The sequence below is a fragment of the Nonomuraea sp. GTA35 genome (genome assembly GCF_041950525.1).
Lineage (GTDB): Bacteria > Actinomycetota > Actinomycetes > Streptosporangiales > Streptosporangiaceae > Nonomuraea.
The window spans coordinates 683675-698263 of sequence record NZ_JBGNUV010000003.1 but is presented as its reverse complement, the minus strand read 5'-3'; the positions used below and the strand labels follow the sequence as shown (position 1 = coordinate 698263).

11 protein-coding genes are annotated in these 14589 nt (G+C 72.2%); 7 read left to right on the top strand and 4 right to left on the bottom strand.

The window, feature by feature from the left end:
* Positions 1 to 7: 7 nt before the first annotated feature.
* The 5 genes from ACBJ32_RS16400 (at position 8) to ACBJ32_RS16380 (ending at position 7280) form a co-directional block, all read left to right on the top strand.
* A complete protein-coding gene (locus ACBJ32_RS16400) occupies positions 8 to 2026 on the top strand; it encodes a molybdopterin oxidoreductase family protein (RefSeq protein ID WP_375127430.1) in 2019 nt (672 codons plus the stop codon).
* Complete coding sequence (locus ACBJ32_RS16395; RefSeq protein ID WP_375127429.1) at positions 2023 to 3417, top strand: FAD-dependent oxidoreductase; 1395 nt, start codon at positions 2023 to 2025, stop codon at positions 3415 to 3417. The genes ACBJ32_RS16400 and ACBJ32_RS16395 overlap by 4 nt, the downstream gene beginning before the upstream one ends.
* Positions 3414 to 5843: a nitrite reductase large subunit NirB gene (gene nirB / locus ACBJ32_RS16390; RefSeq protein ID WP_375127428.1), complete on the top strand. Its 2430-nt coding sequence runs from the start codon at positions 3414 to 3416 to the stop codon at positions 5841 to 5843. Before ACBJ32_RS16395 ends, nirB begins: the two co-directional genes overlap by 4 nt.
* Complete coding sequence (gene nirD, locus ACBJ32_RS16385; protein WP_375127427.1) at positions 5840 to 6187, top strand: nitrite reductase small subunit NirD; 348 nt, start codon at positions 5840 to 5842, stop codon at positions 6185 to 6187. The genes nirB and nirD overlap by 4 nt, the downstream gene beginning before the upstream one ends.
* A gap of 535 nt (positions 6188 to 6722) precedes the next feature.
* Positions 6723 to 7280: a YybH family protein gene (locus ACBJ32_RS16380; protein WP_375127426.1), complete on the top strand. Its 558-nt coding sequence runs from the start codon at positions 6723 to 6725 to the stop codon at positions 7278 to 7280.
* A gap of 211 nt (positions 7281 to 7491) precedes the next feature.
* Here the strand turns inward: ACBJ32_RS16380 and ACBJ32_RS16375 are convergent, their stop codons facing one another.
* A complete protein-coding gene (locus ACBJ32_RS16375; protein ID WP_357868074.1) occupies positions 7492 to 7737 on the bottom strand; it encodes a hypothetical protein in 246 nt (81 codons plus the stop codon).
* A 151-nt stretch (positions 7738 to 7888) separates the two neighbouring features.
* Between ACBJ32_RS16375 and ACBJ32_RS16370 the strand changes: the two genes are divergently transcribed.
* On the top strand, positions 7889 to 8641 hold the full coding sequence (locus tag ACBJ32_RS16370) for a hypothetical protein (protein WP_375127425.1): 753 nt from the start codon (positions 7889 to 7891) through the stop codon (positions 8639 to 8641).
* 168 nt (positions 8642 to 8809) lie between these two features.
* Here the strand turns inward: ACBJ32_RS16370 and ACBJ32_RS16365 are convergent, their stop codons facing one another.
* Complete coding sequence (locus ACBJ32_RS16365) at positions 8810 to 9469, bottom strand: FadR/GntR family transcriptional regulator (RefSeq protein ID WP_375127424.1); 660 nt, start codon at positions 9467 to 9469, stop codon at positions 8810 to 8812.
* Between the two features lie 50 nt (positions 9470 to 9519).
* Entirely contained in the window at positions 9520 to 10626 is a 1107-nt protein-coding gene (locus ACBJ32_RS16360; protein WP_375127423.1) for an ADP-ribosylglycohydrolase family protein, read from the bottom strand.
* Positions 10627 to 10701: 75 nt separating this feature from the next.
* On the opposite strand from ACBJ32_RS16360, the gene ACBJ32_RS16355 reads away from it, so the two are divergent.
* Positions 10702 to 12627: a Xaa-Pro dipeptidyl-peptidase gene (locus ACBJ32_RS16355; protein ID WP_375127422.1), complete on the top strand. Its 1926-nt coding sequence runs from the start codon at positions 10702 to 10704 to the stop codon at positions 12625 to 12627.
* A gap of 86 nt (positions 12628 to 12713) precedes the next feature.
* Here the strand turns inward: ACBJ32_RS16355 and ACBJ32_RS16350 are convergent, their stop codons facing one another.
* Positions 12714 to 14585 (bottom strand): RNA polymerase sigma factor, encoded by a 1872-nt coding sequence (locus ACBJ32_RS16350; RefSeq protein ID WP_375127421.1) that lies wholly within the window; start codon positions 14583 to 14585, stop codon positions 12714 to 12716.
* Positions 14586 to 14589: the final 4 nt, after the last annotated feature.

Here is a 14589-nt window from a genome sequence, read left to right as displayed (position 1 = left end):
GATGACGATGGCGCCCACCAAGACGCACTGCCCGTACTGCGCCCTGCAGTGCGGCATGCAGATCGGCCCTGAGCTGACCATCAGCCCCAGGACCGACATCCCGGCCAACGCCTCGGGGGCGCTGTGCCAGAAGGGATGGACGGCGGGCGAGCTGCTCACCAACGGCGAGCGCCTGACCGCCCCCCTCCTGCACGGCGAGCCCGTGGACTGGGACGTCGCACTCGACTACGTGGCGTACCGGTTGTCCGCCATCCGCGCCGAGCACGGCCCCGACGCCGTGGCCGTGTTCGGCGGGGGTGGGCTGACCAACGAGAAGGCGTACACGCTCGGCAAGTTCGCCCGGGTCGCCCTCGGCACCAGCCAGATCGACTACAACGGCCGCTTCTGCATGTCCTCGGCCGCCGCCGCCTCCATCAGGGCGTTCGGCATGGACCGGGGCATGCCCTTCCCCATCACCGACCTGGACGACGCCGACGTCGTCATGATCGCCGGAGGCAACGTCGCCGAGACGATGCCGCCGTTCGTCCGCCACCTGGACGGGCCGCGCCTGATCGTCATCGACCCGCGCCGCACCCAGACCGCCAAACTGGCCTGGCTGCACCTGCAGCCCACGCCCGGCACCGACCTGGCCCTCGCGCTCGGCCTGCTGCACCTGGCCATCGCCGACGGCCTGGTCGACGAGGAGTACGTCGCGGCCCGCACCACCGGCTTCGAGGACGTCCGCACCTCGCTGTCGGCCTGGTGGCCCGAGCGGGTCGAGCGCCTCACCGGGGTGCCCGTCCACCACATGCGGCAGGCCGTCAGGGCCCTGGCCGCCGTGGACAAGGCCTACATCCTGACAGGGCGCGGCGCCGAGCAGCACGCCAAGGGCACCGACACCGTCACCGCGTTCATCAACCTCGCCCTCGCGCTCGGCCTGCCCGGCAGGCAGGGCTCCGGGTACGGCTGCGTGACCGGGCAGGGCAACGGCCAGGGCGGCAGGGAGCACGGCCAGAAGGCCGACCAGCTCCCCGGCTACCGCAAGATCGACGACCCGGCCGCCCGCGAGCACATGGCGGGCATCTGGGGCATCCCGGCCGAGGACATCCCGGGACCCGGACGGTCGGCGTACGAGCTGCTCGACGCCCTCGGCACCCCGGAAGGGCCGAAGGCGCTGATGTTGTTCGGCTCCAACCCCGTCATCTCCGCCCCCGCCGCCGAGCACGTCGCCGGGCGCATCGGCGCCCTCGACCTGCTCGTGGTCTGCGACTTCGTCATGTCCGAGACCGCCGCCCTGGCCGACGTGGTCTTCCCCGTCACCCAGTGGGCCGAGGAGAGCGGCACCATGACGAACCTCGAAGGCCGCGTCCTGCTCCGCCGCCGGGCCACCACGCCGCCCGAAGGCGTCAGGAGCGACCTCGACGTCCTCGCCGCCCTGGCCCAGCGCCTCGGCCACACGTTCGAGACCGAGCCGGTCAAGGTCTTCGACGAACTGCGCCGCGCCAGCGCGGGCGGGCCCGCCGACTACTCCGGCATCACCTACGAGCGCATCGCCGACGAGACGGGCGTCTTCTGGCCCTGCCCTTCTCCCGGGCACCCCGGCACGCCGCGCCCGTTCCTCGACCGGTTCGCCCACCCCGACGGCCGCGCCAGGTTCGTGACCGTCCAGCACCGGCCGGCCGCCGAGGAGGTGGATGAGGACTACCCCGTCTACCTGAGCACCGGCCGGGTGCTCGCCCACTACCAGAGCGGCGCCCAGACCCGCAGGATCGCGCCGCTCGTCCAGGCCGCCCCGGAGCCGTTCGTCGAGCTGCACCCGGACCTGGCCGAGCAGCTCGACATCACCGCCGGGGACGTCGTGCGGGTCAGCAGCAGGAGAGGCGAGGCCAAGGCCGTGGCCAGGATCAGCGACGCCATCAGGCGCGACACCGTGTTCATGCCCTTCCACTGGGAGGGCGCCAACCGGCTCACCAACCCGGCACTCGACCCGACGTCGAGGATGCCGGAGTTCAAGGTCTGCGCTGTCAGGGTGGAGAGGGACTCATGAGGCTCGTCGTCGTGGGCAACGGGATGGCCGGGTCACGGCTGGTGACCGAGGTGCGCACCCGTGACCCGCACATGAAGATCACCGTTCTCGGCGCGGAGACGCGCCACCCCTACAACCGGGTGCTGCTGTCGAACGTGCTGGCCGGCAGCTCCCGCCCCGAGCAGGTACGGCTGCTCGACCCCGCCTGGTACGACTCCCACCACGTGGAGGCCGCCTTCGGCGACGCGGTCGCGCACATCGACAGGGACACCCGGCACGTCGTCACCGAGGGCGGCCGGCGCGAGCCGTACGACCTGCTGGTGCTGGCCACCGGCAGCGACGCCATCGTGCCGCCGATCCCCGGCGTCGAGCGGGCCATCCCGTTCCGCACCCTCGACGACTGCGAGCGCATCCTCGCCTCCGCCGAGCACGCCGGGCGGGCCGTGGTCATCGGCGGCGGCCTGCTCGGCATCGAGGCCGCCCGCGGCCTGGCCGGACGCGGCCTCCCGGTCACCCTGCTGCACCTGGCGGGCCACCTCATGGAGCGCCAGCTCGACGTCGAGGCCGGCGAGGTGCTCGGCGAGACCCTGAACGGCCTCGGCGTCGACATCCGCACCGGCGTCTCCGCCTCCGGCGTCGAGGAGTACGGCGTGCGCCTCGACGACGGCGAGCTCGTCGAGGCCGACCTCGTCGTCCTGGCCTGCGGCGTGCGCCCCGTCACCGGCCTGGCCGCCGAGGCGGGCCTGGAGGTGCGGCGCGGCGTCGTCGTGGACGACGAGCTGCGCACCGACGACCCGTCCATCTTCGCCATCGGCGAGTGCGCCGAGCACGACGGCACCGTCTACGGCCTGGTCGCGCCCGCCTGGGAGCAGGCCGCCGTGGCCGCCGACGTCATCACCGGCGGCAAGGGCCTCTACCGCGGCTCGCGCCTGGTCACCCGGCTCAAGGCCAAGAGCGTCGAGCTGGCCGCCATGGGCGAGACCCAGCTCGGCGAGGAGCACGCCGAGGTGGTGCGCTTCAGCCACCGGGCCCGCGGCACCTATCGCAAGCTCGTCATCCGGGACGGCCGTCTGGTCGGCGCGATCCTGCTGGGCGAGAGCGACGCCGTCGGCACGCTCACCCAGCTCTTCGACCGCGGCGGGCCGGTGCCCGGCGACCGGGCCGGGCTGCTCTTCCCCGGGCTGGCCTCGGCCCCCGTGGCCGACAGCCCGACGCTGATGCCCGACGCGGCCAAGGTCTGCCAGTGCAACAACGTGACCAAGGGCCAGATCAGGGCGTGCTGGGAGGCCGGGGCCAGGGACGTGGCCGCGGTGGCGAGCGCCACCAGGGCCACGACCGGATGCGGTACCTGCCGCGACGCCGTGGAGGGCATCGTCGGCTGGCTTTGTGAGCAAGAAGGGGTTTCGGTATGAACAGGATCGTCGTCGTAGGGTATGGTCCGACGGCTCACCGGCTCGTCGAGACCCTCACGAGCAAGGGCTTCGGCGGCACCGTGACCGTGATCGGGGAGGAGCCGCGCCCGGCCTACGACCGGGTGCACCTGACCTCGTACCTGTCCGGCACCAGCGCCGAGGACCTCACCTACGAGGTGCCCTCCGGGATCGTCACCAGGCTGAACACCAGGGTCACCGGCATCGACCGGGAGGCCAGGCAGGTCACGCTGGCCGACGGTGGCATCGAGCCCTACGACGTGCTCGTGCTGGCCACCGGCTCCGCGCCGTTCGTGCCGCCCGTGCCCGGCGCCGAGCACGCCTACGTCTACCGCACGATCGAGGACCTCGACGCGATCAGGACGGCCGCCAAGGACGCCGTGGAGGGCATCGTCGTCGGCGGCGGCCTGCTCGGCCTGGAGGCCGCCGACGCGCTGCGGGCGCTCGGGCTCAAGGCGCACATCGTCGAGATGAGCCCCTGGCTGATGCCGCGCCAGGTGGACGAGGGCGGCGGCTCGGTGCTGAAGTCGCACATCGAGGGGCTCGGGCTGAGCGTGCACGCCGGCTCGGGCGTGCAGGAGATCGTCGCCGACGGCGCCGGACAGGTGACCGGGCTGCTCAAGCCGGACGGCACCCTGGTGGACGCGCAGGTCGTGGTGTTCTCGGCGGGCATCAGGCCGCGCGACGAGCTGGCCAGGTCGGCCGGGCTGGAGGTCGGCCCGCGGGGCGGCATCGTGGTCGACTCCGGGATGCTCACCTCCGACCCCTTCATCTACGCCATCGGCGAGTGCGCCCTGGCGGGCGGCATGGTGTACGGGCTCGTCGGGCCGTGCAACACGATGGCCGAGGTGGCGGCCGACCGGATCATGGGCGGGGCCTCGGCGTTCGAGGGCGCCGACATGTCCACGAAGCTCAAGCTGCTGGGCGTCGAGGTGGCGCAGTTCGGGGCCATGGACGGGGCGCTGGACGTCACCTACATGGACCCGGTCGCCGGGGTCTACAAGAAGCTGTTCATCAGCGACGACGCGCAGACGCTGCTCGGCGGCATCTGCGTGGGCGACGCCTCGCCGTACACGCAGCTGCGGCCGTTCGTGGGCAAGTCGCTGCCCGCCTCGCCGTCCGACCTGCTGTTCAGCGGGGCGGGGGCGCAGCTCGACCTGCCGGACGAGGCGCAGGTGTGCTCGTGCAACAACGTGTGCGCGGGCGACATCCGCACGGCCATCGCCGACAAGGGCGTGACCGACGTGCCCGGCCTGAAGGCGTGCACGCGGGCCGGCACGACCTGCGGGAGCTGCGTGCCGATGCTCAAGCAGCTGCTGGAGAAGTCGGGCGTCGAGGTGAGCAAGGCGCTGTGCGAGCACTTCACGTACTCGCGGGCCGAGCTGTTCGACATCGTACGGGTGCGCGGCATCACGACGTTCTCCGAGCTCATCACCCAGCACGGGCAGGGCAGGGGCTGCGACATCTGCAAGCCGGCGGTGGCCTCGATCCTGGCCTCGCTGCACAACGGGCACGTGCTGGAGGGCGAGCGTGCCACGCTGCAGGACACGAACGACGCCTTCCTCGCCAACATCCAGAAGAACGGCACGTACTCGGTCGTGCCGCGCATCCCGGGCGGCGAGATCACGCCCGAAAAGCTGATCGTGATCGGCGAGGTGGCCCGCGACTTCGGCCTCTACACCAAGATCACCGGCGGGCAGCGCATCGACCTGTTCGGGGCCCGGGTCGACCAGCTCCCGGAGATCTGGCGGCGGCTGGTGGACGCCGGGTTCGAGTCCGGGCATGCGTACGGCAAGGCGCTGCGCACGGTCAAGTCGTGCGTGGGCTCGACCTGGTGCCGCTACGGCGTGCAGGACTCGGTGGGCATGGCCATCGCGCTGGAGCTGCGTTACCGGGGCCTGCGCTCGCCGCACAAGCTCAAGTCGGCCGTCTCCGGCTGCGCTCGCGAGTGCGCCGAGGCCCGCTCGAAGGACTTCGGCATCATCGCCACCGAGCAGGGCTGGAACCTGTACGTCGGCGGCAACGGCGGCTTCAAGCCCCGCCACGCCGACCTGCTGGCCAACGACCTGACCACCGACGAGCTGATCAGGACCATCGACCGGTTCCTGATGTTCTACATCCGCACCGCCGACAGGCTGCAACGCACGTCCACCTGGCTCGAGTCCCTGGATGGCGGGCTCGACTACCTCCGTGAGGTGATCATGGAAGATTCCCTGGGCATCTGCGCCGACCTGGACGCGCAGATGGAGCGCCACACCGCCACGTACGCCGACGAGTGGGCCGCCACGCTGGACGATCCGGAGAAGCTGAGCCGGTTCGTGAGCTTCGTCAACGCCCCCGGCGTGCCCGACCCGTCGATCGTGTTCTCCAGCGAGCGCGGCCAGATCAAGCCGGTGATGGCCCAGTGAACTGGACGACGATCTGCGCCTTCGAGGCGCTGCTGCCGGAACGCGGTGTCTGCGCCCTGGTCGAGGGCACGCAGGTGGCCATCTTCCGCACCTACGACGACGATCTGTACGCGCTGGGCAACCTCGACCCGTTCAGCGGGGCGTACGTGCTCTCGCGCGGCATCGTCGGCACCAGGAAGGGCGAGCCGACGGTCGCCTCGCCGCTGCACAAGCAGGTGTTCTCGCTGGTGACCGGGCGCTGCCTGGACGACGAGGCGGTGTCGGTGCCGGTCTACTCCGTGCGGGTGGGCGACGGCGGGCGCGTGGAGGTCAGCCTCGAACAGCGGGTGGAGGTCGGCGTCTAGCGGGTGCCGCCGGACAGGACGGGGCCCAGGCCGTCGGCTCGCACGACGGCCTGGGTCGCTTCGGGCGCGCGGCGCCGGTGCCGCCGTTCGGGCGTGGTGGGCGCGCCCGAACGGCGCCCGTTCGGGCGTGGTGGGTACATCCGAACGCCGCCGTCCGGGTGTGGTGGCTGCGCCGCGGGCGGGTCGCAGGCTAGGCTCTGGTCTCCACGGCGCTCACTTCGGCCGGAGGGTAGACGTGCGCTCCGCGATGGGCCGCCGGTAACACGCAGCGCCGATCGGAGTCGACGCGTTCGCAGCGTTCGGCGTCCTCGCGCTGGGGAAGTGGTTCGGGGTTCGCCTGGGTTCGCGGCACTGGATGGACGCTATCGGCGCTGCCGTACGCGCTGGTATCGGCGGGGCAACGATCACGGCTCTGACCGGTATCGCCCATTCCTGTGAACTGTTACCGTGAGTAATACCCGGACCAGGTAAAGGGGTCGTGCGAAGTGCCTAAACCGCGCATTCGCCACCGACCCGCGGGGGCATCAAAGCGGCCATGAGCAAGATTTCTCAGCGCAGGGCACTCCTGCTGGCGGCGATCGTGCCCGCCCTCCTCGTCGCGGGCTGCTCCGCGGGGAACAACACCCAGGCGATGAAGGGCGCGGCGAGCCCAGGCACGCCCACCGACATGGACTCCATGTCGCCGGGGGAGACCGACACCTCCCCCGACGCCACGGACGAGGCCTCTCCGACGGACACCGCGGGCGGCGGCCAGGCACAGTCGGCCGTCCAGGGCTTCTTCAGCGCAGTCAAGTCCGGGAACGTCGACCAGGTCGTCAACTCCTTCTCCGACGACGCGGTGGCCGCCGTGAACGGGCAGCCCACGGCGGAGGGCAGCGAGGCGATCCGCACCCTGTTCCAGAAGCAGCTCCAGGGCAACGGCATGAAGCAGGCCACGCACACGATCGACGAGTCGCGTACGGCGGGGGACACGGACGCCATCGTCCGCTCGACCAGCAAGCAGGGCAGCGACAACTACCGCGAGCTGTTCGTGCTCACGAAGGACGGCGAGGAGTGGAAGATCTCGCAGTTCATGAACAACAAGGCGTCCTGAACGCGCGAGGGTCCTGAGCGGCCCGGGTAGGAGGGCGGGGCTGGCGGCGGGTCGGGGGATCGGCCGCCACCTCGGCACCAGGACCCTGTTGCCGAGGTGGCAACAGGACCCTGTGGCCGGCGCGGGCCGGAAACCCCGGCCGTGACTCGCCGTATATCGCGCGGTTAATGCGCCGCATATCCAGAAATAGGCATTTTGCGCGATATGTGGGCTAATTCTGGGTGGTGTCGCCGGGGATCCGGGGATTGATGCGGCGCTGATCCACCAGGGCCAGGTAGACCGCGAAGGCGCCACGGGCCCACATCTCCGCCTCTTGCGCGGTCAGCCTGATCTCCTCGCCCTCGTGCGAGACGATCATGTATCCGCCCAGCGGCATCCGCCGCCACGCGACCAAGACGTTCTCGTAAACGAGCACGTCGAGCATCGCGGTCAGATATTCACGTCCGGCGGCGGACACGGCGTAAGCCTCCTCGCTCCTCGCCGAATTCTCGCCCTTGCCTCCATTGTGCGCGCCGTTTCGGGAAATGTCGCAGACCCTTGGCGGGACCCGCCGGATCCCCGGAGAACCTCCGTCCGGCCGCCGGTGTATATACACCGGAGGTGGTCCCATGAAGAGGAAGGCCCTGGCCGCGATCATCGCGCTGCCGGCTCTGATCGCCGCGCTGGTCGTCGGGGGAACTCCGGCCGTGGCGGCCGGCGGGTGGGCGGTGACGTACCTGGATCCCGCGCCGTCCCGGTTCGAGGGCGGGACGTCGTACGCGCTGGGGTTCTGGGTGCTGCAGCACGGCACCCACCCGTTCGAGGGGAAGATGGAGCCCGTCGGGCTGCGGCTCACCGGGCAGGACGGCAGGAGCCTCGAGTTCAAGGGGACGGCGCTGCCGGAGGCCGCGCACTACCTGGCGTCCGTGGTCGTGCCCGAAGGGGTGTGGAAGGTCGAGGGCGTCCAGGGGCCGTTCCAGCCGTACGAGGTGGGGACGCTCACCGTGCCAGGAGCCCTGCGGATCAAGCCCGTGGCGCCCGAGCTGGTGGCCGCGATCGGGCAGGGCGGTCACGACTACTGGGGCGACGTGCGGCCGCCGGGGTTCGAGCCCGGCGACGGGAGCGCGATGACGGCCGGGCCCGCGCCCGTGCCGGTGCCCGCGTCCGCGCCTGCCGCGCCCGTGGTCGCAGCCTCTCCGGCGGCTCGGGCAGGCGATCCGGGCGGGGTGCCCGCGTACACGCTGCTCCTGGCCGCCGCCGGCGGCGCGGTGGTGGCCTGGGCGGCGCTGGGGCTGCCGGTGATGCTGCGGCGGCGCAGGGAGGAGCAGCCGGATCGGCCGGATCATCGGTCGCCGGAGGACACCATCGTCATTTCTGGGTAGAGGCGGGGCAGACCGCCGGGGTGCGCTCCCGACGCCCTCCTTCCCGAGCGGCACGCGTCGGGGGCTCACCTCGGCTCCTTCCCCTTCGGCGGCGGTGAGGGCGCCGGGGGCGGGCGCAGGATCCGCCGGCTGATCGTCAGGACGCGCTGACGGCCCGGGACGCGCCTGTCAGAGGTCGCGCTCCTGCTGGTCGAGGATGGCGACCGAGACCGCGACGGCCCGCGCCGCGTCTCCCTCCTCGATCGCCCGCAGCAGCTCCTCGTGCGAGGTGTCGGGAACCAGCGCCGCCTCCTCCTGGTCCCTGACGCTGTCGCGCAGCGCGTCGCTCATGCTGCGGTAGAGGTCGCCCAGCAGCGCGTTGTGCGCGGCGTCCGCCACCAGCAGGTGGAAGTCCACATCCGCGTCGGCGAACCCGTCGAGGTCGCCGGCCCGCCCCGCCGCGTCCCTGCGGGCCAGGGTCTCGCGCATCGCGGCCAGGTCCTCCTCGGTGCGCCGGCCCGCCGCCAGCCTGGCCGCGACCAGGTCGAGGCCGCGGCGCACGTCGATGATGTCCATGGCGGCCGCCGTGTCGAGCCGGCGTCGCAGCGCGACCTGGGACTCGTCGGTCGCGGTCACGTACGTGCCGTCGCCCTGCCGGGTGTGCAGCAGCCCCGCGTGCGCCAGGACCCGCACCGCCTCCCGCACCGACAGCCTGCTCATGCCCAGACTCTCCGCGAGGCGGCTCTCGGACGGGATCTTGGTGCCGACCGGCCACACCCCCGCGGCGATCTCCCTGCGGAGCTCGGCGATGGCGGCGTCCACGAGCGAGGTCCTGGCGACGTTACGCATGCGCCCACTCCTGTTCGGCGGAAAGAACATCCACCCTAATGGTGACGTGGTCAGGCCAGCTCGGCGGCGAGGCGTTCGATCGTGTCCCTGCCCTCCAGCGGCGCCAGCCAGGCGGCGGGCAGCGGGGCGGTGCCGTGCAGGGCGCCCAGGAGGTTGCCGCACACCGAGCCGGTCGAGTCGCTGTCGCCCGAGTGGTTGACCGACAGCAGCAGGGCCCTGTCCACGGCGGGCTCGGCCAGCGCGCAGTAGACGCCGATGGCCAGCGCCTCCTCGGCCACCCAGGCGCCGCCCAGCGACTCGACCGCCTCCGGCGAGTGCCCGCCGCCGCCCGCCAGGTGCACGGCGGCGCGCAGGGCGGCGGTGGTCTCCTCGTGGCCGGGATACTCGGCCAGCAGCTCCATCGCCTGGTGGACGGCAGGCTCCAGCGCCTGCCCGGCCATGAGGTGGGTGATGATCGCCGCGAACGCCCCGGCGGCGAGGTAGCCGGTCGGATGGCCGTGGGTGATCTGCGCGCAGACCGCCGCCAGCTCGAACGCCTCCCGTGGCACACGGTTGACCAGGCCGAACGGGGCCGAGCGCATCACCGTGCCGCAGCCCTTCGAGTCGGGGTTCACCGGGCCGGGCTCGCCCCACGGGGACGGGCCGGGGAACCAGCGGTGCAGTCCTGACAGGCAGGCGTTGCCCGGGGCGCGCCGCGAGTACAGCCAGGCCTCCTCACGGAGCAGGCCCGTCTGGTGGAGGAGGCCCGCCGGCGGGGGAGCCTGATGCTGCTGGGTGTCGAGCCAGCGCAGGTACGCCCGCCGAACCGCGTCCACGGCCGCCGCCCGCGCACCGCCTTCGGCACCTCCCCGTTCCGCGCCCGGCGTGCTGCCCCGCTCCCCGTCCCGCGCGCCGCCACCCTCTCCGGCCTCCGCTCCGCTAGCGTGAGCTGCGGTGACGCGGGCGTCCAGCAGGCCCTCGACGGTGAAGAGGGTCATCTGGGTGTCATCCGTGATCAGGCCGGTCTTGCCTTGCCAGGTCGTGACATATCCCGTGATGCCGCCCGTCCCGTGATGCTTGCGGATCTCCCGCAACGACTGGAACTCGATCGGCGCGCCGAGCGCGTCGCCGATAGCGCCGCCCAGGAGGCAGCCCCGTACCCGATCCAACACATCCATGCCCTGGATATTGCCACCTCTCTGGCCGTCTGAGAGATTGCGCTTGTTTCGGTCCAACCGTCCCGGAGGTCACGCGTGTCACAATTACGCCCAGCCCTCTTCGCAGTCGCCCTCACCCTCGCGATAGCAACCCCTGCCCAGGCCGCCGCAGCCGCTCCCGCGATCACCGTCCAGAACGGCCGCACGCAGCCGGTCTTCTCGTACGCGGACGCCGTCCGTGAGCACGTGTACGTGGAGTCGACCGTCGACAGCGACCTCGACGGCGCGCTCGACAAGGTCAGGGTGGACATCATCCGGCCCAAGGAGTCCGGCCCCTCGCTCAGGGTGCCGGTGATCATTGACGAGAGCCCGTACTACGACAACTCGGGCCGCGGCAACGAGTCGGAGCGCAAGGTCTACGACGCCGCCGGAAATGTCACGAAATTTCCGCTCTTCTATGACAACTACTTCGTCCCGCGCGGCTACGCCGTCCTGAACGTCGACATGCTCGGCACCACCAGGTCCGACGGCTGCCCCGACGTCGGCGGCAAGGCCGACGTACTGGGCGGCAAGGCCGTCATCGACTGGCTGAACGGCCGCGCCAAGGCCTTCAGGGCCGACGGCACCCCGGCCGTGGCCGACTGGACGACCGGCAAGTCCGCGATGATCGGCAAGTCGTACGACGGCACCCTCGCCAACGCCGTCGCCGCGACCGGCGTCGAGGGGCTGAAGACCATCGTGCCGATCTCGGCGATCAGCTCCTGGTACAAGTACCAGCGCTCGAACGGCGTCGTCTACAACTACGACTACGCCTCCTGGCTGGCCAACTACGTCGACACCGACCCCGAGGCCAAGTGCCAGGCCGTGCGCGACAGGATGGACGCCGAGGACGGCGACGCCACGGGCGACCACAACCCGTTCTGGGCCGAGCGCGACTACATCGAGGGCCTGCTCGCCGACGTCTCCAAGGTCCGGGCGAGCGTCTTCGTCGTGCACACGGTCAACGACCTCAACGTCAAGCCCGACAACTTCTCCGCCTGGTGGAAGGCGCTGGCCGACCGGCACGTGCCCCGCAAGATCTGGGTCGGCCAGACCCAGCACGTGGACCCGTTCGACTTCGAGGGGCGCAGGGGGCTGTGGGTGGACACGCTGCACCGGTGGTTCGACCACTGGCTGCACGGCGTCCGCAACGGGATCATGAACGAGCCCCGCGCCGACGTCGAGGTCGGCCCCGTGCAGTGGGTCAGGCAGCGCGACTGGCCGGCCCCGTTCGCGATCAAGGCGTCGCTGCGGCCCGCGCCCGACGGCTCGCTCGGCCTGCGGCCCGCCGCCAGGAACAGCACCGCCTCCTTCACCGACATCGCCATGAGCGAGAACGACATGGTGGCCGACGTGGGCACCGCGCACCCCGGCCGGGTGGCGTTCACCACCGGGGCGCTCCCGCTCGACCTGCGGCTGTCCGGCACGCCCACCGCCGACCTGCGGGTCAAGCTCGACAAGCCCACCTCCAACCTCACGGCGCTGCTGGTGGACTTCGGCGAGAGCACCCGCGTGGACTGGCGCCGCGGCCAGGGCATCACGACCCTCGCCGAGGAGGACTGCCACGGGGAGAGCACGGCCGCCGACGACGCCTGCTACCGCAAGGTCGTCACGAACCTCGCCACCCGGCCCCTGGAGATCGTCGCCCGCGGCTGGATCGACGTGCAGAACCGGCAGTCGCTCAGCCAGGCCACGCCGCTGCCGGTGGGCACGTACGGCACGGTGCGGTGGCTGACCCTGCCGCAGGACTACACGTTCAAGAAGGGGCATCGGATCGGGCTGGTGGTCGCGGGCACCGACTCGACCTACACCGATGAGGCGGGAACGGGGGCCAACGTCACCGTCGACCTGGCTCGCAGCAGCGTGAGCGTGCCGTTCGTGCTGGGGACGCCGCTGGCGGACGTGCCTCAGGACACCGCCAAGTTCCGCGGGCCCGACCGGGTGGAGCTGCCTCAGCCCGAGGCCGAGTTCCAGTTCTTCTAGGCCCGTCCCATGACCCTCGCCGTACTCCGGCGGGGGTCATGCCCGGGGTCGTCCCCGCGCGTGCGCGGTGACCGGCCCCCGCGGCGTCAGTCGCAGCGGGGCGGCGACCGATCGGCGTCCACCGTCAGCACGCGGTCGTCCGCCATCAGCACGCGGTCGTCCGTGGAGCGGCCGACCGTCCAGGCCACGTTCATGGTCAGCGTCCCGCCGCCGGTCGTGACGCCGCCGGTGGTGCTCCCGTCGCCGGTGGCGCGGCCGGTCCACTGGACGGCGATCCTCCCGCGGTGCACGCCGGGCTCCAGGTCACAGGGGTCCTGAGGGGAACGGATGCGGAACCGGGTGCCGGTGACGGCGATGCCGTTCGTGCCGGAGACCGAGGTGATCTCGCACCGGCCCGTGCACGACAGCGAGAACCTCCCGCCGCGCTCCGGCCCCAGCCACAACGACGACGGCGACAGCCGGGCCACCGGCGGCGCGGGCCGCGGCAGGGTGGACCTCCTGGGCACGGACTTCAGCGCCGACCCCGCAGCGCTGTCGGTGGTGGCCTCGGCGACCCAGCTCGAGGGCTCCTGCGGCGGCACGCTCGTCTGCGCGGCGGCCTTGGTGAGCGTGGCCGGGTGGGCCTGGGCGTTCAGCACGGCCCAGATGAGGCCCGCCGCCAGCAGGCCCACGCCCAGGATCAGCCCGAGCCTGGCCACGGCCCTGATCGGGGTGCCGGGCTCGGGATCGTCGTCGTCCGCGGGTGGCTGCCAGAACTCCTGCCACTGCGCGCCACCCCCGTCCGGCGACTGTTCCAGGGCGGACAGGGTGATGCCGCCGTAGCGGACGATCGCGCCGTTGTGGTGGGTGCCGTTGCTCTCGCCCTTGATGGCGGTGGTGTAGACGAGCTTGTCGCCGTACGCGCCGCCGCGGAAGGGCCGCGTACGGCTCGGCGGCGTGAACGGATGCCGCCCGCGCACGGCCGGCGCGCCGGGATGCCCCAGACCACCGCCAGGGCCTTCCAGGTCGGCGCCCGGATGCCCGGGAGCGGCAGCGGCCGGGCGTTCGGGCTCGGGGCCGCGCCGTTCCCGTTCGGCGCCGGGGTGCTCCTGGTCGGCGGCAGCCGCGCCCGCCGCCGACCAGGGCTTTCCCGGGGTCGCCGTCGTGGGGCCGGCGACCGGGGCGGGCGGCGTGGCGTCGGCGACCGGTGGAGCCGGCAACGAGGAGCCGGTCTCGACCAGTGTGCGGGCCTGCACAGGAAAGCCGTCGGCCCGCCAGAGTGGCCCCTCGCCGGGCAACGGCTGCGCCGACGCCAGCCGGTTGGGAAGAGTGCCGGGCAGTGCCGCGATCGGCAGGCGGCGCAGCAGCGCCCCCGCCGTCATGGTCCTGGGCGCGGCCCGGCAGCTCGCGCAGGACTGGATGTGCCGGCCGATCCTGGCCCTGGCCCGCCGTCCCGGGGCCGCGACCCATTCGGCCATGCGTGCCGTCAGCTCGGGGCACCCGTCGCGGGAGCGGGCGGCGACGATCGCGGCGAACCATTCCTCCAGGGCCGCCGCGGCCCGCATGACGATGGCGCGTACCTCGGGCTCGGGCAGCTCGAAGATCGCGGCGAGCTCCCTGTCGGCCAGGCCGTGCCGTACGGACAGGTCGAGCAGCTCGCGCTGCGGGCGCTCCAGGGACAGCAGCGCCTCGGGCAGCAGCTCCGACATGCGGCCGGGCCGCGACCACGAGCCGATGCTCGCGGGCTTGGCGACGACCGCCCGGTGGGCTCTGGCCACCGCGTACAGCCAGGGCCGGCGCAGGGCCGGATCCACCACGCGGTCCGCGTACAGGTGCACCGTCATCGCGGCCCCGGCGACCGCCTGTTCGGCGTCGCCCGCGGCGAGCTCGGTGCGGCAGTAGTCGTAGAGGCGTGCTCCGTGCTTGTCGCACAGGTCACGAATGGCCTGGCGTGCGTCGTCCGACAGGGTTCGCCACATCCGG